This window comes from Roseateles chitinivorans (assembly GCF_050632235.1).
GTDB classification, from domain to species: Bacteria; Pseudomonadota; Gammaproteobacteria; order Burkholderiales; family Burkholderiaceae_C; genus Roseateles; species Roseateles chitinivorans_A.
In genome coordinates, this window is sequence record NZ_CP192584.1 from 3,770,371 (window position 1) to 3,790,659 (window position 20,289).

At 68.6% G+C, this 20,289-nt stretch carries 18 protein-coding genes and 1 pseudogene; 17 read left to right on the top strand and 2 right to left on the bottom strand.

Going from position 1 to position 20,289, the window contains the following annotated elements; genetic code table 11:
- Positions 1 to 110 precede the first annotated feature (110 nt).
- Positions 111 to 500, top strand: coding sequence for a hypothetical protein (locus tag ACQ859_RS17305; protein ID WP_431261952.1), 390 nt, complete (start codon positions 111 to 113; stop codon positions 498 to 500).
- 36 nt (positions 501 to 536) lie between these two features.
- Here the strand turns inward: ACQ859_RS17305 and ACQ859_RS17310 are convergent, their stop codons facing one another.
- A complete protein-coding gene (locus tag ACQ859_RS17310; protein ID WP_431261953.1) occupies positions 537 to 1,313 on the bottom strand; it encodes a glycosyl hydrolase in 777 nt (258 codons plus the stop codon).
- A gap of 810 nt (positions 1,314 to 2,123) precedes the next feature.
- On the opposite strand from ACQ859_RS17310, the gene tssA reads away from it, so the two are divergent.
- The 10 genes and pseudogenes from tssA to tssH all read left to right on the top strand — a co-directional run bounded on the left by tssA (position 2,124) and on the right by tssH (position 13,877).
- Positions 2,124 to 3,119, top strand: coding sequence for a type VI secretion system protein TssA (tssA, locus tag ACQ859_RS17315; protein ID WP_431266581.1), 996 nt, complete (start codon positions 2,124 to 2,126; stop codon positions 3,117 to 3,119).
- A gap of 85 nt (positions 3,120 to 3,204) precedes the next feature.
- On the top strand, positions 3,205 to 3,714 hold the full coding sequence (gene tssB / locus ACQ859_RS17320) for a type VI secretion system contractile sheath small subunit (RefSeq protein ID WP_067271509.1): 510 nt from the start codon (positions 3,205 to 3,207) through the stop codon (positions 3,712 to 3,714).
- 63 nt (positions 3,715 to 3,777) lie between these two features.
- Positions 3,778 to 5,277 carry a type VI secretion system contractile sheath large subunit gene (gene tssC, locus ACQ859_RS17325; protein WP_431261954.1) on the top strand — a complete coding sequence of 500 codons (1,500 nt, stop codon included), beginning with the start codon at positions 3,778 to 3,780 and terminating at the stop codon, positions 5,275 to 5,277.
- Positions 5,278 to 5,524: 247 nt separating this feature from the next.
- A complete protein-coding gene (locus ACQ859_RS17330) occupies positions 5,525 to 6,004 on the top strand; it encodes an Hcp family type VI secretion system effector (RefSeq protein ID WP_431261955.1) in 480 nt (159 codons plus the stop codon).
- Positions 6,005 to 6,159: 155 nt separating this feature from the next.
- Positions 6,160 to 6,657: an Hcp family type VI secretion system effector gene (locus ACQ859_RS17335; protein ID WP_431257469.1), complete on the top strand. Its 498-nt coding sequence runs from the start codon at positions 6,160 to 6,162 to the stop codon at positions 6,655 to 6,657.
- A gap of 57 nt (positions 6,658 to 6,714) precedes the next feature.
- Positions 6,715 to 7,518 (top strand): type VI secretion system accessory protein TagJ, encoded by an 804-nt coding sequence (locus tag ACQ859_RS17340; protein WP_431261956.1) that lies wholly within the window; start codon positions 6,715 to 6,717, stop codon positions 7,516 to 7,518.
- 61 nt (positions 7,519 to 7,579) lie between these two features.
- On the top strand, positions 7,580 to 8,074 hold the full coding sequence (gene tssE / locus ACQ859_RS17345) for a type VI secretion system baseplate subunit TssE (RefSeq protein ID WP_088404496.1): 495 nt from the start codon (positions 7,580 to 7,582) through the stop codon (positions 8,072 to 8,074).
- 4 nt (positions 8,075 to 8,078) lie between these two features.
- Positions 8,079 to 9,989 (top strand): type VI secretion system baseplate subunit TssF, encoded by a 1,911-nt coding sequence (tssF, locus tag ACQ859_RS17350; protein WP_431261957.1) that lies wholly within the window; start codon positions 8,079 to 8,081, stop codon positions 9,987 to 9,989.
- Positions 9,986 to 11,230 carry a type VI secretion system baseplate subunit TssG gene (gene tssG, locus ACQ859_RS17355; RefSeq protein WP_431261958.1) on the top strand — a complete coding sequence of 415 codons (1,245 nt, stop codon included), beginning with the start codon at positions 9,986 to 9,988 and terminating at the stop codon, positions 11,228 to 11,230. Before tssF ends, tssG begins: the two co-directional genes overlap by 4 nt.
- Positions 11,227 to 13,877, top strand: a pseudogene (tssH, locus tag ACQ859_RS17360) (type VI secretion system ATPase TssH). The gene tssG and the pseudogene tssH overlap by 4 nt, the downstream one beginning before the upstream one ends.
- Positions 13,878 to 13,880: 3 nt before the next feature.
- On the opposite strand, the gene ACQ859_RS17365 reads toward tssH, so the two are convergent.
- The gene (locus ACQ859_RS17365; protein WP_431261959.1) at positions 13,881 to 14,288 is read right to left on the bottom strand and encodes a hypothetical protein; all 408 of its coding nucleotides are present in this window, start codon (positions 14,286 to 14,288) and stop codon (positions 13,881 to 13,883) included.
- Positions 14,289 to 14,387: 99 nt separating this feature from the next.
- Between ACQ859_RS17365 and ACQ859_RS17370 the strand changes: the two genes are divergently transcribed.
- The 6 genes from ACQ859_RS17370 to ACQ859_RS17395 all read left to right on the top strand — a co-directional run bounded on the left by ACQ859_RS17370 (position 14,388) and on the right by ACQ859_RS17395 (position 20,285).
- Positions 14,388 to 14,807 (top strand): hypothetical protein, encoded by a 420-nt coding sequence (locus ACQ859_RS17370; protein WP_431261960.1) that lies wholly within the window; start codon positions 14,388 to 14,390, stop codon positions 14,805 to 14,807.
- Positions 14,808 to 14,811: 4 nt separating this feature from the next.
- A complete protein-coding gene (locus tag ACQ859_RS17375; RefSeq protein ID WP_431261961.1) occupies positions 14,812 to 15,261 on the top strand; it encodes a hypothetical protein in 450 nt (149 codons plus the stop codon).
- Positions 15,262 to 15,393: 132 nt separating this feature from the next.
- Positions 15,394 to 17,529: a type VI secretion system Vgr family protein gene (locus ACQ859_RS17380; protein WP_431261962.1), complete on the top strand. Its 2,136-nt coding sequence runs from the start codon at positions 15,394 to 15,396 to the stop codon at positions 17,527 to 17,529.
- A gap of 1 nt (position 17,530) precedes the next feature.
- Positions 17,531 to 18,076 (top strand): DUF6484 domain-containing protein, encoded by a 546-nt coding sequence (locus tag ACQ859_RS17385; RefSeq protein WP_431261963.1) that lies wholly within the window; start codon positions 17,531 to 17,533, stop codon positions 18,074 to 18,076.
- Between the two features lie 8 nt (positions 18,077 to 18,084).
- Complete coding sequence (locus ACQ859_RS17390; RefSeq protein ID WP_431261964.1) at positions 18,085 to 19,221, top strand: DUF2169 family type VI secretion system accessory protein; 1,137 nt, start codon at positions 18,085 to 18,087, stop codon at positions 19,219 to 19,221.
- A complete protein-coding gene (locus ACQ859_RS17395) occupies positions 19,218 to 20,285 on the top strand; it encodes a hypothetical protein (RefSeq protein WP_431261965.1) in 1,068 nt (355 codons plus the stop codon). Before ACQ859_RS17390 ends, ACQ859_RS17395 begins: the two co-directional genes overlap by 4 nt.
- Positions 20,286 to 20,289 lie beyond the last annotated feature (4 nt).

Here is a 20,289-nt window from a genome sequence, read left to right on the forward strand (position 1 = left end):
GTATTGCCGGAAGCTGACTACGCTGCGCAGCTCACCGCCCGGCGCGGCCTCGCGCGCCCACCGCCGTCACCATGCCGCCGATCTCCTCCTCTCGCGCCACGCGTCCGACCATGCCGCAGCCCGACCCGTCCTTGCGTACGACGTCCCAGCCCTTGCTGGGCCTCCGGATGGGGTTGCTGTGCGGGGATGAGCGCGCGCCGGGCGCGGTGCTGTTCCAGCAGCTGGTGCTCGAACTGGGCGCCGAGGTGACGGTGCTCGAGCCGGCGCGGGTGCTGGAGGAGGGGGCGGCGCTGGAAGAGGTCGCGCGTCTGCTCGGACGTCTGTACGGGGCGATCGCCTGCGACGGTCTGTCGCCAGCGGTGGTGCGGCGACTGACCGCCGTGGCCGTGGCCCCCGTGGTGGACGTGCAGGCGGTGCTCGCCGCCGCCGACGGGCGTGGCGCCGATGGCCTGGAAAGACATCGCGCCGCGCAGGCGGCGCTCATCGCCGCGCTGCGTTGATCGCAACCGCCTGCCGGCCGGCAGTCAGGCCGGCCGTCAGGCCTTGGGCAGGTTCTTGTACTGCTTGCCGACGTCGGTCAGCACGCCGGACGCGCCGAACAGGCTCGTGAAGTGCGGATCGGGCGACATGCGGCCGATGAACCACGAGTAGCGGAGCACGTCGCTGCGCGATTCGCAGATGGCGACCATGTTCGCCATCTCCACCTTCTGCTTGTCGCTGGTGTAGACCTGTGCGCCGTCGGGTTGGCTGTGCCAGTTGGCCATCTCGGTCACCCAGAACGGCTTGCCGTACTTCTTGAGCCGGTCCAGGTGGTAGTCCAGGCCATAGTCGTACCAGTGGAACGCGAGAGCGTCGATCTGTGGATCCCGACCGCCGTTGGCGCCGCGATAGGCAGCCAGGAAGGCGTCCATCCAGATGACGGGATCCTCGTACCCTGGCATCGTGCCCCAGTTGAGCGCCGGGCCGATGAGCTTCACGCCGGTCTGGCGCGCGATGTTCTCGAGCAAGGGCCATTGCGCGGCGGCTTCCGCAGGCGTGAGGTTGGCCTGGTCGGTGAGGTTGGGCTCGTTGATCACCAACAGGTTCGTCACCGTGGGGCGTGCCTTCAAGGCGGCGATTGTCTCGGCGACTTTCAGGCCCCGGGTGGTCCAGACCATGGGCACGTGTTCCATCGTGCCGGCGATGGAGGGGTTCGAGCGGACGTTCGCGTCGGGCTGGAGCGCCCAGTTGTACCACCAGCCCACACTGCCGCCGGACAGTGCGTTGAAGTCGGCCGCGTCCGCGAGGTCGTAGGCGATGCCGCGCTTGACCATGGGCGGCGCTGGCGGTGGCGGCGCTGGAGGCGGCGGCGGCGGGGGAGGAGGAGGAGGAGGAGGAGGAGGTGACGCCGGCGGCGACGAGGCCGGCGGCGGCGCTGCTGGGGGGGCGGCGATGCGGGTGGTGGCGACGCGGGTGGTGGCGACGCGGGAGGAGAGGCCGGGGGCGACGAGGCGGGCGGCGAGGATGCGGGAGGCGACGACGCCGGAGGGGTGGCCGCTGGCGGTGACGAAGCCGGAGGGGTCGACGACGAGGGTGGCGGTCCCGCGGCGGGGCCAGCCGGCGCGGCCGACGCGTCCGAACCACCGCCGCCGCAAGCCGACAGCGTGACGGCGAGCGCGCCCGCCCCGGCGTAGCCGAGCAGGCGTCGACGGTCGGCGTCTGGAGGCAGCGGCGCGACCAGCGCCGGCGTCTGCTGCGGGGACATCGGCAACGGGGCCGTCGGGATCTTCTTGGGCATGGCGTCAGGCTCGTGATGAGCCTGTCCCTCACGGAGGGGACAGGTCTTGCGGGCCGGAGTATGGGTGGCCCGCGATGTTCTTGTCCCGCACCGAAACACATTGTTAATGTTGCTGACGGGTGGCATTCATCCCTGTACCTCGGAAGAGGTGTCTCGCGGCGATCGGCAGCGGCGCCGTCTTGACTTGGCGACGCTCGCAATCCCTAGCCTGGGCGCCCCCCAGAAGGGCCAAAGTGACTTTCGACCACTGCGCTCGGTTACAGGCGTCAATAGAGTCCATGGCATGCAACCGTTTTGCTGCCTCCGACGCGATGGCTGACCTCGACCTCGAATCCCTACTTGCCCCCTGCAGGACGACGCCCCGTGCGGCGCCGACCTGGAGTACGACGCCGCCTTCCTCGCCCTGGAAGCTGCCGGCGCGGGCAAGCCCGAGCAGCAGTTCGGCGACACCATCATCCCGGCCGAGGAACCGGACTGGCACGCCGTGCAGGAGCAGGCCCTGGCGCTGGCCCGCCGGACGCGCGACCTGCGCGTCGCCGTGTGGCTGGTTAGGGCCGGCGCGCGCCTGCAGGGTCTCGGCGCCGCCCTCGACGGTCTGGCGCTGATCCGCGGCCTGCTGGAGCAGCAGTGGGCGCATGTGCATCCGCAGCTGGATGCCTCCGATCATGACGACCCGACCATGCGCATGAACGCGCTGCAGCCGCTGACCAGCGTGATGGCCGGCATCGCCGACCTGCGCGCTGCCAGCCTGACCGGGCAGCGCGGCGGTCCCCGCGTCCGTGACGTGGAACTCGCGCTGGGCAATGCCGATCCGATGGGCGAAGAGTCGGTGCCGTCGCCTGAAGGCCTGATGGCCGGGCTGACGGCGCAGGCCGCCAACGATCCCGCCTTCGCCGCCCGGCTGCACGACGCACTGCCGACGGTGCAAGGCATCGTCGCGGCCATCGAGTCGCCGCTCGGCAGCGGACAAGGCCCTGATTTCTCGCCGCTGCTGCGTCTGTTCAAGCCGCTCGCCGCGGCTGCCGGACAGCTGCAGGGGCAGGGCGGCGGCGATGCCGCGGCCGCGATGGACGACGCGACCGGCGTGCCGGCCGCGGGTGTCGGCGGCATGGCCGTCGGCGCGGTGGCCGCGCCCGGCACGATCGCCAGCCGCGACGATGCCGTCCGTGCGCTGCAACGCGTCTGCGATTGGATCGAGCGCCACGAGCCCAGCAATCCCGCGCCTCTGCTGATCCGCCGCGCGCAGCGGCTGATGAGCAAGAGCTTCCTGGAGATCATGCGCGACCTCAACCCCGAGGGCGTGCACGAGATCGAGAAGCTTGCCGGCACGACCAGCGAGTAGCGCCCGGCCCCCCGACATCGACCGACATCGACGCCGTTCTTCAACGTCACCCCTTTCACCCGATCCCCGCTTCAAGGAGCACCCCATGGCCACCAGCAGCCAGAAGTTCATCGCCAGGAATCGCGCCCCGCGCGTGCAGATCGAGTACGACGTCGAGCTCTACGGCGCCGAGAAGAAGGTGCAGCTGCCCTTCGTGATGGGCGTGCTGTCGGACCTGTCGGGCAAGCCCACGGAGCCGCTGCCGCCGGTGTCGGACCGCAAGTTCCTGGACTTCGACGTCGACAACTTCGACGCCCGCATGAAGGCCATGAAGCCGCGCGTCTCGTTCGCCGTGCCCAACACGCTGACCGGCGAAGGCAACCTGATGGTGGACCTGACCTTCGAGTCGATGGACGACTTCTCGCCGGCCGCGGTCGCGCGCAAGGTCGACGGCCTCAAGCAGCTGCTCGAGGCGCGCCAGCAGCTCGCCAACCTGATCACCTACATGGACGGCAAGGCCGGCGCCGAGCAGCTGATCGCCAAGGTCGTCAAGGACGAGGCGCTGCTGAAGTCCCTGGCCACGGCCCAGAAGCCGGCCGACGGCGGCGCGCAGTAAGCGCGGCACCGACGTTGTCAGACACGCTTTCCAGAACCCGACGGACCCCACGGAGCACCCACCATGGCCGATGAGACCCTCGCGCAATCAGCGCCTTCACTGCAGGGCATCGAGTACGAAGGCGGCGAGTTCGCCTCGCTGCTGAACAAGGAATTCAAGCCCAAGACCGACGAGGCCAAGTCCGCCGTCGAGCAGGCGGTGCTGACGCTGGCGCAGCAGGCGCTGTCGCAGACCACGCTGATCGGCAGCGATGTCATCGTTTCGATCGAGGCCATGATCGCCGAGATCGACAAGAAGCTGTCGGAGCAGGTCAACGCGATCCTGCACCACGCCGACTTCCAGCAGCTGGAATCGGCCTGGCGCGGCCTGCACTACCTGGTCAACAACACCGAGACCGACGAGCAGCTCAAGATCCGCGTGATGAGCATCTCGAAGAACGACCTCGGCAAGACGCTCAAGCGCTACAAGGGCACGGCCTGGGATCAGAGCCCGATCTTCAAGCGTGTCTACGAAGAGGAATTCGGCCAGTTCGGCGGCGAGCCCTTCGGCTCCATCGTGGGCGACTACTACTTCGACCACAGCCCGCCGGACGTCGAGCTGCTGGGCGAGATCGCCAAGGTCGCGGCCGCCGCGCACTCGCCCTTCATCGCCGCGGTGAACCCGTCGCTGATGCAGATGGGCTCGTGGCAGGAACTCGCGAACCCGCGCGACCTGACCAAGATCTTCAGCACGCCGGAATACGCCGCCTGGAAGTCGCTGCGCGAGTCCGACGACGCGCGCTACATCGGCCTGGCCATGCCGCGTTTCCTGGCACGCCTGCCTTACGGCTCGAAGACGAATCCCGTCGAGGAATTCAACTTCGAGGAAGAGACCGGCGGCGGTGAACATGCCAAGTACACGTGGGCCAACTCGGCCTACGCGATGGCGACCAACATCAACCGCTCGTTCAAGACCTACGGCTGGTGCACCCGCATCCGCGGCGTGGAAGCGGGCGGCGCGGTCGAAGGCCTGCCGGCCCACACCTTCCCGACCGACGAGGGCGGCGTGGCGATGAAGTGCCCGACGGAGATCGCGATCAGCGACCGCCGCGAGGCCGAGCTGGCCAAGAACGGCTTCATGCCGCTGGTGCACCGCAAGAACTCGGACTTCGCCGCGTTCATCGGCGCCCAGTCGCTGCAGAAGCCGGCCGAGTACGACGATCCGGACGCCACCGCCAACGCCAACCTGGCCGCGCGCCTGCCCTACCTGTTCGCCTGCAACCGTTTCGCCCATTACCTGAAGTGCATCGTGCGCGACAAGGTCGGCTCCTTCAAGGAGCGCGGCGACATGGAGAAGTGGCTGAACAAGTGGATCATGAACTACGTCGACGGCGATCCGGCGAACTCGTCGGAGACGACGAAGTCGCAGAAGCCGCTGGCGTCCGCGGAAGTGGTCGTCGAGGAGATCCCGGGCAACCCCGGCTACTACTCGTCGAAATTCTTCCTGCGTCCGCATTACCAGCTCGAAGGCCTGACCGTGTCGCTGCGTCTGGTCTCGACGCTGCCGTCGCAGAAGGGCAAGTGAGCGTCCGGTCGGGATGGACGCGGCGCGTTCATCCCGGCAGGCCGCCACGTCGAGAAAGATCACAAGAATTTGAGAATCGCGCGCGATGACGCGCGACGTGTTGAAGGGAGCGCCTCCGAAGGCGCGTTCTGGACTTTCGAGGCACCCCGCCATCCGGACCTTTCCAGGTCCGATATCCCTGGTCTCCGTCGCGGTCAGCGTCGAGGCGGAGACTGTTTTCACAGAGTTCATCTAGGAGAAACCGACCATGACGATCGACGCCAATCTGAAGTTCGCCGGAGTCGAAGGCGAATCCACCCACAAGGACCACAAGGGCGAGATCGACCTGCTGGCCTGGTCGTGGGACGTGCGTCAGGAAAGCACCGCCGCCGCCGGTACCGGTTCGGGCAAGGGCAAGGGCGTTCCGGGCAACTTCGTGTTCGCGCACTACTACGACAAGGCCTCCCCGGTGCTGGCCAAGGCCTGCGCCTCGGGCAAGCACTTCGACCAGGCCGTGCTGACCTGCCGCAAGGCCGGTGAAGGCCAGCAGGACTTCCTGAAGGTCACCCTGAAGCAAGTCCTCGTGACCGCCGTCTCCCCGTCCGCTTCGGCCGGCGGCGAGATCAGCGAAAGCGTGTCGGTGTCCTACGCCGACATCGAGTTCGAGTACAAGGCTCAGGACGCCAAGGGCGGTCTGGGCGGCGCGGTCAAGTTCGGCTGGAACGTGGCCACGACCGAAACGCGTTGATGTGTTGAATGGAGGAGGGCCGGCTCGCGCCGGCACTCCGCCTTCGACGAATCCCGCGGCGCGGCAGGTCTCGGCCTGGCGCGCCGCGCTCGGACAACGAATGACGGTGGAGCGGTCCGCGAGGCCGTCATCCGTTGTCCATGCCGGAGCGAAAGATGAATCCGTTGACCAGCGGCGCGAGCAGCGCCGACATGTACCTCGACCTCTCGCTCAAGCGCGCGGGCAAGGTCAAGGGCGAGTCCACCTCGCAGGGCCACGCCAACGACATCGTCGTGCGCGGCTTCAGCTGGGGCGTGGGCGCCGCGGGCGATGCCGTGGCCGGTCAGCAGACCGGCCGCCGCAGCTACCGCCAGCTGACGATCACCAAGGGCCTCGACAGCGCGAGCACCGCGCTGATGAGCGCCGTGGCGACCAACGACGAGGTCAAGAGCTCCAAGCTCTACCTGCGCAAGGCCGGCGGTTCGCAGGAGGACTACTTCTGCCTGACGCTGGAGAAGGCGCGCATCGCGTCCTACGACATCGACTGCGACGAGACCGGCGCGCCGGTGGAGCGCATCTCGATGAGCTTCCAGAAGGTCAACATCGAGTACCGCACCCAGAACGCCAAGGGCGCGATGGGCGGCACGCACACCTTCGACGACGACCTCACCTGAGGTCATCCCGGCGCGCTCACGGGCCCGCCGGGGCATTGAATTCCACGGGAGTCTTGAATGAGCGCAGTGCAGGAACTGCTGGCGGCGGGCCGCCCGACCGAGGCCTTGGCCGCGGCGCAGGCGGAAGTGCGCCAGCGTCCGCAGGACGCGAAGCTGCGCACGATGCTGTTCCAGCTGCTGGCGGTGACGGGCCAATGGGCGCGCGCGGCCGCGCAACTGGAAGTCTGCGGCGAGCTCGACGCGGGCACGCTGGCGATGGTCAACACCTACCGCGAAGCGCTGAAGTGCGAGCTGGTGCGCGAGGCCGTTTTCGAGGGCCGCACCACGCCGATGGTGATGGGGGAGCCGGCCGAATGGGTCGCCAACCTCGTCCATTCGCTGAAGCTCGAGCATGACGGCGACATCGCCGGCGCGCGGCAGCTGCGCGTGCAGGCGCTGGACGCCGCGCCCGCGACGGCCGGCGCGATCGACGGCCAGGCCTTCGACTGGATCTGCGACGGCGACTCGCGCATCGGTCCGGTGCTGGAGGCGGTGATCAACGGCCGCTACTGCTGGGTGCCGTTCTCCGCGATCAAGGAGATCCACATCGAGCCGCCCACGGACCTGCGCGACCTGGTGTGGTCCGCGGCGCACCTCGAATTCCCCAACGGCGGCGGCTCCGTCGCCCTGATCCCGACGCGCTACCCGCGCAGCGTGGCCTTCGACGACGAGCGCGTCTGGATGGCGCGCCGCACCGAATGGCAGCCGCTGCCCGGCTCGCAGGACGACCAGTACGCCGGCGTCGGCCAGCGCGTGCTGATGACCGACCAGGGCGAGACGGGGCTGCTCGACGCGCGCCTGATCGAACTGCGCCAGCCATGATCCCGACGTCGCGCGCGGCGGACCGCGTCGCGACGGCGCTCCGGAACCGCCCGACCAGCCCATGAGCCAGATCCACCGCGACCGCCTGCAACCGGCCCTGCTGGACCGGCTGACCGACGACGACCCCTTCCACCGCGTCGAGGCGGAGGAGCGTCGCGTCATGACCAAGTCGCAGCTGCGCCAGGCGGTGCTGCGCGATCTGGGATGGCTGTTCAACGCGATCCAGCCGATGGGCAAGGAGTGCGATCCCTACGGGCATGTCGGCGACAGCGTGCTGAACTTCGGGCTGCCGGCGCTGTCGGGGCAACTGGCCTCGCGCATCGACGTGCACCTGCTGGAGAAGCAGATCCGCCAGGCCATCCTGCGCTTCGAGCCGCGTATCCTGCCGGACACGCTGGAGGTCCGTGCGATCGAGACGCAGAGCGTCATGGACACGCACAACGTGATCGAGTTCGACATCCGCGGCCACCTGTGGGCGCAGCCGATCCCGCTGGAGATCCTGCTGCGCACGCAGATGGACCTCGAGGCCGGTCAGGTCGAAGTGCGCGAGGGCTGAGGACATGGATCCGCGCCTGCTGCGCCTGTACAACGACGAGCTCGCCCATCTGCGCGAGGTCGGCGCCGAGTTCGCGCGCGACTTCCCGAAGATCGCCGCCCGGCTCGGGCTGGAGGATGCCGAGGTCGCCGACCCCTACGTCGAGCGGCTGCTGGAGGGCTTCGCCTTCCTGTCCGCGCGCGTGCAGCTCAAGCTGGACGCGGAACACCCGCGGCTGATCTCGCACCTGCTGGAATCGATCTACCCGAACTTCCTGGCGCCGATCCCGTCGATGATGATCGCGCGCCTGACCGTCGATCCGACCGACCCCAACCTGTCCAAGGGCCATCCGGTGCCGCGCGGCAGCGTGCTGCAGTCCGCCGTGCCCCGCGGACAGGACACGCGCTGCGAGTTCCGCACCGCCCACGACGTCACGCTGTGGCCGCTGACGCTGGACGACGTCCAGTACTTCACCCACGCGCCGGACCTGCCGGTCTCGCGCCTGCCGGATGCGGCAGGCAGCCGTGGCGGCGTGCGACTCAGGCTGAAGACCGGCGGCGGCATTCCCGTGCGGCAGCTCGGCCTGGACCGGCTCGCGCTCTACCTGAGCGCGCCCGACGAGGTCGCCTACCGGCTGCATGAACTGGCGCTGGGCGCGCCGCTGGGCACCTTCGTCACCGGCGACGGCATCGACGCGGCCGCCGTGCCCGTGCAATGGCGTCCCGCGACGAGCATCCGTCCGCTGGGCTTCGCGCCCGACGAGGCGCTGCTGCCCGAGACCCATCGCAGCTTCTCCGGCAGCCGGCTGATGCAGGAACTCGCGGCGATGCCGCGGCGCTTCCTGTTCATCGAGGTCGATCAACTGGCCGACCGCCTCGCGCGCATCGACGGCAATGCCTTCGAGATCGTGCTGTTCTTCTCCCGCGGCGACGGCGCGCTGGAGGCGATGGTCGATGTCGACAGCGTCTCGCTGCACTGCACGCCCGCGATCAACCTGTTCCCGAAACGGCTGGACCGGATCCAGCTCGGCACCGGCAGCTGGGAATACCACGTCGTGCCGGACCGCACCCGGCCGATGGACTACGAGATCCACAGCCTGCAGTCGGTCACGGGCTACGGTGCCGGCGCGCTCGGCCAGCAGAGCTTCGAGCCGCTCTACGCCACCTATCACGAGGCGCCGTCCGAGGCGCCTGGCTTCTACACCGCGCGGCGCGAGCCGCGGCTGATGTCCACGCGCCAGAAGGAGCAGGGCCCGCGCACCGGCTACATCGGCGAGGAGGTCTTCCTCTCGCTGGTCGACCCGCGGCACGCGCCGTACCGCGAAGACATCCGCCAGCTGTCGGTCTCCGCGCTGGTGACCAACCGCGACCTGCCGATGCTGCTGCCGCACAACGGCGCCGGCGTCTGGCGGCTCGATGCGGCCGGTCCGGTGCTCAAGGTCGAGGCGGTGCATGGCCCGACGCGACCGGTCAATCGTCAGCCGGCGGGCGAGGCGGGCTGGAGCCTGGTGGGCCTGCTGACGCAGCAGCAACTGCCGTGGGCCGACGAGCCGCCCGCGCAGGCCGCCGCGACGATGCGACGGCTGCTGGCCCTGTACGGTCCGCCGGGCGATCCGGGCTGGCTGCGGCAGGTCGAGGGCGTGCGCGCCGTCGAATCCCGCCAGGTCGTGCGCCGCCTGCCGTTCTCGGGCCCGCTCAGCTACGGCACCGGCGCCGAGATCGCGCTGGAGCTCGACGAACACGCCTTCCAGGGCCACAGCACCTTCCTCTTCGCGAGCGTGCTGGAGCGCTACTTCACGCGCCACGCGGCGATCAACAGCTTCACGCAGTTGAACCTGCGCACGACTCAGCGGGGCCTCGTGAAGCGCTGGGCGCCGCGCATCGGCGGCGATGCCGAGGGACGCGGCGATCGGGCCCTCGACGAGGACCGCGGATGAACGCGCACGGACCCGGCCCGGCCCTGGACGACGAGGACGCAGAGGCCGCGGGCGGATCCGGCGGCGGTGTCGCCGCCCAGGCGCCCGACCTCGCGTCCGGTGACGACGCCGTGCAGACGCCGGAGTCCCTGCTTGCGCGCCGGCCTGAGAAGCGCAACGAGCGCGACGCCGCGCTGCGCGCGCTGTTCGAGGACGTCGAGGCGACGCCCTGGGCCCATGATTTCTTCGCGCTGCTGCGGCGCATCGAGGGCCTGACGCCGGACGTCCCGCGGCTGGGCCGGGGGCTGCGTCCGTCGCAGGAGGCGATCCGGCTGGGCCAGGAGCCCGAGCTCGACTTCGCGCCGGCCGCGTTGCAGAGCCTGACGCGCGGCCAGGGGCCCGCGCCGCGGCTGGGCGTGCGCTTCTTCGGCCTGCTCGGCCCGCAGGGGCCGATGCCGCTGCACCTGACCGAGTACACCCGCGAGCGGCTGCACCAGCGCGGCGACCCGACGCTGAGCCGCTTCCTCGACGTCTTCCATCACCGGCTGCTGCTGCATTTCTACCGTGCCTGGGCGCAATCGCAGCCCACGGTGCAGCACGACCGGCCGGCCACCGACCGCTACGCCGCCTGGCTGGGCGCCGCCACCGGACTCGACGGCGCGCAACGCCCCGGCGACTCGCTGCCGCAGACGGCGCGCCTGTTCCAGGCCGGCCTGCACGGCGGTCGCGCGCAGCATCCGGAAGGCCTCGCCAAGATCCTGTCGTCCCACTTCAAGGTGCCGGTGCGCATCGAGCAGCACGTGCCGCACTGGCTGCCCGTCGAGGACGGTGAGCGGACGCGGCTGGGCTTCGCGCGCCAGCGGCCCGAGCGCATCGGCCGCGACCTGCCGCGCCTGGGCCGCAACACGTCCGCGGGCAACAAGGCCTGGGACCGGCAGTACCGTTTCCGCGTCGTCCTGGGTCCGCTCACGCTGCGCCAGTACGAGGGCTTCCTGCCCGACGGCGACGCGTGGCGGCCGCTGAACGACTGGATCCGGCAGTACGTCGGCCACAACCTGCAATGGGAGCTGCAGCCCGTGCTGCGCCGCGACGAGGTGCCCGCCGCGGCGCTCAGCGGCAAGGCGCGCCTGGGCTTCACCTCCTGGACGGGCCGCGCCGGCGGCCGTCCGCATCGTCACGACCGGGGCGACCTGCACCTGCATCCGCAACAGCGGGTGAAGGGGCGGGCCACGCCGCCGGCATCACAGGGAGCATCGTCATGACTGAAATCTCGCGTACCAGCCTCTTCGGCAAGCTCAACCCGCTGGCCTACAAGGCGATCGAAGGCGCCACCGTGTTCTGCAAGCTGCGGGGCAATCCGTACGTCGAGCTGCAGCACTGGCTCTACCAGATCCTCAACACGCCGGATTCCGACCTGCATCGCATCGTCAAGCACTACGGACTGGACGCCGCGCAGCTGTCGACGGACCTGATGGCCTCGCTGGACCGGCTGCCGCGCGGCGCGACCTCGGTCACCGACCTGTCGAGCTGGGTCGAGAACGCCGTCGAACGCGGCTGGGTCTACGGCTCGCTGATGTTCGGCGACCAGCAGGTGCGCACCGGCCACCTGGTGCTGGGCCTGCTGAAGACGGCGTCGATGCGCAACGTGCTGCTGTCGGTGTCCAAGCAGTTCGAGAAGATCAACGTCGACGACCTGGGGGAGCATTTCAACCAGATCCTCGAAGGCTCGCCGGAGCGCGCGATGCGCGCGGCCGAGCCGGGCGCCGCGCCGGGTGACGCGAGCGGCGCGATCGCGCCCGCGGCGATGGGCAAGCAGGAGGCGCTCAAGCGCTACGCCGTCGACCTGACCGAGCGCGCGCGCAACGGCGAGATCGACCCGATCGCCGGCCGCGACGAGGAGATCCGCCAGATCGTCGACATCCTGATGCGCCGCCGCCAGAACAACCCCATCCTCACGGGCGAGGCGGGCGTGGGCAAGACCGCGGTGGTGGAAGGCTTCGCGCTGCGCCTGGCGCAGGGCGACGTGCCGCCGCAACTGAAGGACGTGTCGCTGTACATGCTCGACATCGGCCTGCTGCAGGCCGGCGCGAGCATGAAGGGCGAATTCGAGAACCGCCTGCGCCAGGTCATCGACGAGGTGCAGGCCTCGCCCAAGCCCATCATCCTGTTCATCGACGAGGCGCACACGCTGATCGGCGCGGGCGGCGCGGCCGGGACCGGCGACGCGGCCAACCTGCTCAAGCCGGCGCTGGCGCGCGGCAAGCTGCGCACGATCGCGGCGACCACCTGGGCCGAGTACAAGAAGCACATCGAGAAGGATCCCGCGCTGACGCGGCGCTTCCAGGTCGTGCAGGTGCCCGAGCCCGATGAACACAAGGCCGTGCTGATGCTGCGCGGCGTGGCGTCGATCCTGGAGAAGCACCACCGCGTGGCGCTGCTCGACGAGGGCATCGAGGCCGCGGTGCGCCTGAGCCACCGCTACATCCCGGCGCGACAGCTGCCGGACAAGGCGGTGAGCCTGCTCGACACGGCCTGCGCGCGCGTGGCGGTGAGCCAGCATGCGACGCCCGCGGAACTCGAGGACTGCCTGCGCCGCATCCAGGCGCTGGAGATCGAGCGCGAGATCATCGGCCGCGAAGGTGCGATCGGCATGGACGTCGTGGAGCGCAAGCAGCGCGTCGCGACGCAGCTGGACGAGGCGCAGACGCGCAAGGCGGAGCTCGAAGCCCGCCACCTGAAGGAAAAGGGCATGGTCGACCGCGTGCTGGAACTGCACGCGCTGCTGCGCAAGGACGGCGAGGGCGCGCCGGAAGAGGCCGAGCGCGAGACTCTGCTGACCGAGCTGCACGGCCTGCGTTCCGAGCTGACGACGCTGCAGGGCGATGCGCCGCTGATCCTGCCGCAGGTCGACGAACAGGCGGTGGCCGCGGTGGTGCAGGACTGGACCGGCATCCCGGTGGGGCGCATGGTGCGCAACGAGGTGCAGGCGGTGCTGCAGCTGGCGGACACGCTGAACCAGCGCGTCGTCGGCCAGCGTCACGCGCTGGAGATGATCGCCAAGCGCATCGAGGTCTCGCGCGCCGGGCTGGACAACCCGAGCAAGCCGATCGGCGTGTTCCTGCTGGCGGGCACGTCCGGCGTGGGCAAGACCGAGACCGCGCTCGCGCTGGCCGAGGCGCTCTACGGCGGCGAGCAGAACGTCATCACGATCAACATGAGCGAGTTCCAGGAGGCCCACACGGTCTCGACGCTCAAGGGCTCGCCCCGGGCTACGTCGGTTACGGCGAAGGCGGCGTGCTGACCGAGGCGGTGCGCCGCCGCCCCTACAGCATCGTGCTGCTGGACGAGGTCGAGAAGGCCCACCCGGACGTGCACGAGCTGTTCTTCCAGGTCTTCGACAAGGGGCGCATGGAGGACGGCGAGGGCCGCCACATCGACTTCAAGAACACCATCATCCTGCTGACCAGCAACGCGGGCAGCGACCTGATCATGAAGCTGTGCGCGGATCCGGAGCTGATGCCGGAACCGGACGGCATCGCCAAGGCGCTGCGCGAGCCGCTGCTGAAGATCTTCCCGGCGGCGCTGCTGGGCCGCCTGGTCACGATCCCGTACTACCCGCTGAGCGAGGAGATGCTGGGCCAGATCGTGCGTCTGCAGCTGGGCCGCATCCAGAAGCGCGTGGGCGAGAACCTGGGCGTGCCGCTGACCTTCGGCGACGACGTGGTGAAGCTGATCATCAGCCGCTGCAACGAGGTGGAGAGCGGCGGCCGCGTGGTCGATGCGATCCTCACGAACACGGTGCTGCCGCGCATCAGCCGCGAGTACCTCACCCGCGTCACCAACGGCCAGGCGATCACGAAGGTCGAGCTGGCGGTGAAGGACGGCGACTTCGATTACGCGTTCGATTGAGGCTCAGCCTCGCTCCGTCTGGAATCCGAGACGGACGCGCATCTGCTGGAACGCTCGCAAGGCCTGTAGCGCCTGCTTCAGCTTCAGGCGTGCGCGGACGTCATGGATCAGCCATGCGTTCGCGACGAGGCAACTCAGCCCGAGGAGCAACAGGAGCGCGAGCTTTTCCACAATCAGGCAATAGAAGAGCCCCATGCCGTTGTTGAGCAGCGCCATCGACGTCAGGCCGAACCAGCTCCCCGGCTGCATGTGGATCGGCGTGCCGTAGCCCCCGTTGAGGAAGGCGACGACCGAAGAAGATCCCGGCTTCCAGCGCACGATGTGGATCTGCTGGCCCTCGACGAGCTGGATGTCCCCGGGCAGAAGGACGAACTCAGGACGCTTGGCACCCACGTCCAGCGTGTAGGCCATGCGAAAGCCCCCGGATCTTGTCGTACCGGGAGGACTTGGTGTGGATGCGGCGGATGAGAAGGGACTCGACGGTCATCGTGGCGGGGAGTCAGGTCTTGTGTGGACAACGCCGTCGATCATCGCTGCTGGCGCGACTGGTTTTCTGGGACTCGAATGAATCTGGAAGTCAATGTGATCGACGGCCTGGTCGCCGTTGACGGCAAGGCGGTCTGGCGGGCAGGCGCACCCGATGCGCAGTCCGCTGAGGGACGGCCCGTCCGGTGTCTGGACTTGTCGGCGAAGTTAGTGATCGACGCACGCGATGGTCGAGCGCCGGCGGCGGCCGTGCTGTTCGACGAGGAGGACTTTCCCGAGTCGATCCTGACCACGCAGATGGTCAAGCGCTTCGCCAGGAAGACCGGTGTCGAGCCCGAGATGATCGCCTTGTCACGCGCGGTGGCCCGATTCACTTGGGGCGAGGTCGTGTTCCACGTCGATCCGAAGCAGGGTGACCTGTCGATCGAAGTCCGCGAACGCTGATCCCATGCCCAAAGTCAGAGGCGTCACGCCTGAACGCTCCGCCTGGCGCCGCTACCCATCTCCCGATGGCCTCCAGTTCCGATGCTCGGCGAGCCCGCACGCGATCCCCGACGCTGATGCGGCGGCGACCGCTCGCGAGCATGCCGCGCAGATCCGTGCGCGTCATCAGGACCCCGCCATCGCGGTGGACTGGATCTCGCTCGTCTACCGGCTGCCCGACGGCCTGCGCCAGGTCTTGCTCGAGGAGCTCGATCAGGGAAACCTGATGGTGGAGATCGGGGAATCCTCCTGGCCGAGCCCGCGATGCATCGTTGCGATGATGCGCGACCGCTTCCACGGTGAAGGTAGGACCTGGCCCGCGGGCGTCTTCTGGCACGTGGTGAACGACCCGCGGCAGTGGCGGGAGGACGTCTCCGAAAGTGTGGACGGACAGGAATTCCTGCTGATGGCCTGACCTCCTGAGGGGGTGTTCTGATAATTCTGCGAAATTCGACGGACCGGTGCGAACTGCGGGAGTGACTTTCGACCGTTGTGGTGATTGCGGGTGATCCCTAGCCTCCGGGGTGTCGACCTGACCCTTGGTGCCATGGCCTCACCCTTCCGCCTCAAGACCTCCCTGCCTGACGAGACCCTGCGCGTGCACACCTGTGTATCGCGCGAGGGTCTGAGCGACGCCGGAGACACCACGCTGACGCTGTTGAGCGAACGCAAGGACATCCAGGCCTCGGATCTGCTGGGCAAGCCCGCGACGCTGACGATCGCGCTGCGAGATGACGCACCGCGTTACCTCAGTGGCTACGTGACGCGCTTCGCGCAACGCGGCTTCGAGGGCAAGCACTGCGTGTACGAGATGCAGCTCAAGCCGTGGCTGTGGCTGCTGACGCGCACGTCGGACTGCCGGATCTTCCAGGAGCTGTCGGTCCCCGACATCGTCAAGCAGGTCTTCGAGGACCACCCGGTCGCGCGCTACGAGTTCAAGCTGCTGCGTCCGTACCGGACCTGGAACTACTGCGTCCAGTACCGCGAGACCGACTTCAACTTCGTCGCACGGCTGCTGGAGCACGAAGGCATCTACTGGTACGTCGAGCACGACGAGGGCGGCCACAAGGTGGTGCTGTGCGACTCGGCCAGCGGGCACGACGCCAGGCCGGGCTGCGAGTCGCTGCCGTTCTACGGCTCGGGCGCGCAGGCCACGCCGGCGCTGGAGTACGTCCAGGCCTGGGGCAGCGCCGAGTGCGTGAAGCCGGGCAAGGTCGTCATCACCGACTACGACTTCCAGCGTCCGTCGACGTCGCTGGAGACCAACCAGAGCGTGGCGCGCAACTACGACCTGTCCGACGGCGAGATCTTCGACTACCCGGGCGGCTACATCCAGACGGGTGACGGCTCGCAGTACGTGGAGGACCGGCTCGACGAGCTGCAGACGCAGTTCCAGACCTACGACGGCGCGACCAACGCGCAGGGCGTGAGCACGGGCCATCTGCTGTCGCTGACGCGCCATCCGCGCGAGACCGAGAACGCGCAGTACCTGGTCACGAGCACGCAGCTGAGCCTGAGCCAGGCCGCCAACGAGGCGGGTTCGGGCGAGACGGGGCTGCGCTGCAGCTTCAACTGCATCCCAGCGGCGCAGCAGTACCGGCCGCCGCGCCGTACCCCGAAGCCGCTGGTGGCGGGGCCGCAGACGGCGATCGTCAGCGGTCCGGCGGGCGAGGAGATCCACACCGACAAGTACGGCCGGGTGAAGGTGCAATTCCACTGGGACCGGCGCGGCAAGAGCGACGAGCGCAGCTCGTGCTGGGTGAGCGTGGCGCATCCGTGGGCGGGCTCGAACTTCGGCGGCATCCACATCCCGCGCATCGGGCAGGAAGTGATCATCGGGTTCATCGAAGGAGACCCGGACGCGCCCATCATCATGGGTCGGACCTACAACGGCGAGAACCTGCCGCCGTGGGACCTGCCGGCCAACGCGACGCAGAGCGGCTTCCTGACGCGCTCGACCAAGGGCGGCAGCTACGGCAACGCCAACGCGATCCGGTTCGAGGACAAGCACGGCGACGAGCAGCTGTGGATCCACGCGGAGAAGAACCAGGACATCGAGGTCGAGAACGACGAGACGCACTGGGTCGGGCGGGACCGGACGAAGACGATCGACCGACATGAGACGGTGTTCGTGAAGGGCAACCGCACGGAGACGGTCGACCTGGACGAGACGATCACGATCCATCAGAACCGCAAGGAGCGCGTGGACCTCGATGAGACGATCTCGATCGGGATGAACCGGACGGAAGACGTCGGCATCAACGAGACGATCAGCATCGGGTCGAACCGGTCGGTGACGATCGGCGGCGCGAAAACGGAAACCATCGCGCTGGCGAAGGCGGAGACGATCGGTCTGGCGAAGGCGCTCACGATCGGCCTTGGCTACCAGACGACTGTCGGCGCCATGATGAACACGACGGTTGGCGCGTTCCAGACCGAACAGGTCGGGCTGTACAAGAAGACGATGGTCGGGAAGGACTATGGCATCAGTAGCGGGGCCGTGTATTCCGTCGATGCCAAGGACGAAATCCATCTGACGGTGGGCAAGGCCAGCCTGACGATGAAGTCGGACGGGACGATCATCATCAACGGCCACACGCTCAGCGTCGGCACCACCGGCGAGCAGACCTTCAAGGCCGACGGCGAGGTGACGGTCAAGGGCAAGCAGATCCTGGAGAACTGACGTGGAGCGACTCGACATGCCGGCTCACGGCGTCGACACGGCGGCGCAAGATGCGTCGCCTTTCGATGTGCTGCTGAACCAAGGCGCACAGGTGGCCGCCCTGCCGGCGCCGGGGCAGGTGATCATTGGCACGCTGCAGACGGTGCCCGCGCAGGGGATCGCGGGCTCGGCGATGGTCCCCGGGCTCGGACTCGTGGGCGTGGCGCACAGCCTCGTGCCGCTGTCGGCGGAACATGAGGGGCAGGGCGTCGCGCTGAGCGTGCTCGCCGAAGGCGCCGCGATCGTGCTGGGGCTGCTGTGGAACGGCGAGGCCGCGCAAGAACCGAGGCCGGCACCGCCTGATCACGACGAGGAACCGGAAGGACTCGCCATCACGGTGGACGGCCATCGCGAAGTGATCGAGGCCGCCGAGGAACTCGAGCTGCGCTGCGGCGAGGCGTGCATCGTGCTGACGGCCGACGGCCGCATCCAGCTGCGCGGGACCTACATCACCAGCCATGCGAGCGCGACGCAGCGCATCGTGGGTGGCTCGGTGCATGTGAACTGACGCCGACGATGCAGTTGCACATCGGCTCCAAGCATTACGTCGCCGAAGTTGCGGTGGCGCTCGACGTGACCGGGCGCGAGCATCTCGTGGTGGTGGCGAAGGCGACCTGGAGCATCCCGGAGCCGGGCCAAAGGCCGCGGCCGCTGCCGCCGCTGCCCTTGGCGATGGTCGACGATTACTACGGGGATGCCGGCGAGAGCGCGATGCGCTATGGCAGCGATTTCGCGCGCTTCAAGCCCAGGTGCGACGTGATCTTCGATGCCTGCGCGCATGCCCCGGATGCTGCGGAGGTCCAACAGCTCAACGCCGGTTGGCAAGTCGGTGCCTTGCATAAAAAGGTGCGCGTTTTCGGTCCCAGAAGCTGGGAGACCAAGGCCGGACCCGCCAAGATCGGCGCACCTGCGCCCTTCAAGTCTGTTGCCCTGCATTACGGCAATGCCTTCGGCGGAAGCGTTCGGCACAGTCACGGATCGGGCAACGATCTCCTGGCGGATGTCTTCCTGCCGAATCCGATCGGCAAGGGATTTGTCGGACCCCATACGAGGAACCTCGCTGCCGGCTTGCCGGCCAGCCAGCTCGAGGCGCCGCACGATGCCTTGGCGAGCCCTGAAGGTCCGCATCTGCCTTGGGCGTTTTCGGCGATTCCCGCCAATTGCCCGCCACGGATTCAGTATGCCGGCAGCTACGACTCGACGTGGGAAGCGCACGTGGCGCCCTTCCTGCCGGAGGATTTCGATGAGCGCTTCCATCAGGTCGCTCCGCCGGACCAGCAGATGCCGTACCCGACCGAGGCGATGCCCGTGATGCTGGAGAACCTGATCGCCGGTCGACCGCGAGTCAGCTTCACTCTGCCGAATCTTCGAGCGCTGAGGGTCATGGTCTTGCGCACCGACTACAGCGTGGAGGAAATTCAGGCACCCGTGGACACGATCTTCTTCGAGACGGAAGCCGGTCGCTTCAGTGCGGTCTGGCGAGCCAGCGTGGCCCTGCGCCGGCGGCTGCAGGAAATCGACACCGTGGCGCTGGGCCAGGTCGATGGTGCCTGGTGGCGTGCCAGACGGCTGGGGCTGGAGCAGGAAGGCGGCTGCGAGGGTTGCGGCGACGGTCTTCCCGCTCCGATGCTGGATCCGGAGGCTTTCGCATGAGCGGTCCGCAAAGCACGGGCGCGCGGACGCAGCCGGTGCCTTTCACGCCGTTGCGCATTGCGTCGGCGGGACTCTGCTGCTCGCTCGGGTACACCCTGGACACGGCAAGCGTGGCCCTGCAGGCGCGGATGGATCATTTCCAGAGCAGTCACTTCAAGACGCCCAGGGGCGAACCGCTGCTGGTGGCGCAACTCCCGGAAACCCGACGCTGGGGCGGGAAGCGCCTTGGTCTCTGGCTGCAAGCGGCGCTTCAGGACTGCCTGGACCACGCACCAGATTGCGATCCGGGCCGCATTGCCGTGTTGTGGATGGCGCCCAGGCGGCCGGAGATCCAGCAGGCTGCCGTCGACTGGAGCGAGGTCTATCTCGGCGCTTGCGAGGCCCTGAACCTTCGCTTCCATGCGGAGTCCTGTGTGCTGGCGCGAGGGCGTGCAGCGCTGTCCCTGGCCCTGGAACACGCCCAGTTGCTGCTGCAGCGCCATGACATTGACGGCGTGCTGCTTGTGGGCGTGGACAGCCTGCTGGACGCGGCCACGATTAGCCGGTACCTCAGCGAGGAACGACTGCTGACGCCCAAGAATGCCGACGGATTCATCCCGGGCGAGGCGGCGGCGGCCGTCCTGCTTCAAACCGCCCGAACGGAGTCCGACGGACGGCGCGCCGTTCACATCGTCGGTCACGGCCGGGGTGTGGAGGCGGGTCGCGTGGACGGCAGCGTGCCGAGTCGTGCGCAAGGGCTTTCGCAGGCGCTCCGCGCCGCCCTGGGCAGTGCGGGCCTGGGCTACGAAGACCTCGAGTTCCGCTGCGCGGACCAGAACGGTGAAGCCTTCTACGCCAAGGAGGCCAGCCATGCGTTCGGCCGCATCGCGCCCGTCGGAGGCGATGCCCTGCAACTTCTGACGGTCGCCGACGGCGTCGGCGAAGTCGGCGCCGCGCTCGGCCCGCTGATGCTCGCCCATCTTTCACGCCTCATGCGCCACCCATTGGGTCCAGGCGCTTGCGGGATCCTGCATCTGGCCGACGACGACGGGGTGCGCGCCGCGGCCGTCGTCGAGCTCCGCTGATTCG

What these genes read in the sequence shown, in the direction of transcription:
- ACQ859_RS17305 (WP_431261952.1), top strand. Translation starts at nt 111, where the DNA reads ATGCCGCAGCCCGACCCGTCCTTGCGTACGACGTCCCAGCCCTTGCTG.
- ACQ859_RS17310 (WP_431261953.1), bottom strand. Translation starts at nt 1,313, where the DNA reads ATGGTCAAGCGCGGCATCGCCTACGACCTCGCGGACGCGGCCGACTTC.
- tssB (WP_067271509.1), top strand. Translation starts at nt 3,205, where the DNA reads ATGGCCACCAGCAGCCAGAAGTTCATCGCCAGGAATCGCGCCCCGCGC.
- tssC (WP_431261954.1), top strand. Translation starts at nt 3,778, where the DNA reads ATGGCCGATGAGACCCTCGCGCAATCAGCGCCTTCACTGCAGGGCATC.
- ACQ859_RS17330 (WP_431261955.1), top strand. Translation starts at nt 5,525, where the DNA reads ATGACGATCGACGCCAATCTGAAGTTCGCCGGAGTCGAAGGCGAATCC.
- ACQ859_RS17335 (WP_431257469.1), top strand. Translation starts at nt 6,160, where the DNA reads ATGAATCCGTTGACCAGCGGCGCGAGCAGCGCCGACATGTACCTCGAC.
- ACQ859_RS17340 (WP_431261956.1), top strand. Translation starts at nt 6,715, where the DNA reads ATGAGCGCAGTGCAGGAACTGCTGGCGGCGGGCCGCCCGACCGAGGCC.
- tssE (WP_088404496.1), top strand. Translation starts at nt 7,580, where the DNA reads ATGAGCCAGATCCACCGCGACCGCCTGCAACCGGCCCTGCTGGACCGG.
- tssF (WP_431261957.1), top strand. Translation starts at nt 8,079, where the DNA reads ATGGATCCGCGCCTGCTGCGCCTGTACAACGACGAGCTCGCCCATCTG.
- tssG (WP_431261958.1), top strand. Translation starts at nt 9,986, where the DNA reads ATGAACGCGCACGGACCCGGCCCGGCCCTGGACGACGAGGACGCAGAG.
- ACQ859_RS17365 (WP_431261959.1), bottom strand. Translation starts at nt 14,288, where the DNA reads ATGGCCTACACGCTGGACGTGGGTGCCAAGCGTCCTGAGTTCGTCCTT.
- ACQ859_RS17375 (WP_431261961.1), top strand. Translation starts at nt 14,812, where the DNA reads ATGCCCAAAGTCAGAGGCGTCACGCCTGAACGCTCCGCCTGGCGCCGC.
- ACQ859_RS17380 (WP_431261962.1), top strand. Translation starts at nt 15,394, where the DNA reads ATGGCCTCACCCTTCCGCCTCAAGACCTCCCTGCCTGACGAGACCCTG.
- ACQ859_RS17390 (WP_431261964.1), top strand. Translation starts at nt 18,085, where the DNA reads ATGCAGTTGCACATCGGCTCCAAGCATTACGTCGCCGAAGTTGCGGTG.
- ACQ859_RS17395 (WP_431261965.1), top strand. Translation starts at nt 19,218, where the DNA reads ATGAGCGGTCCGCAAAGCACGGGCGCGCGGACGCAGCCGGTGCCTTTC.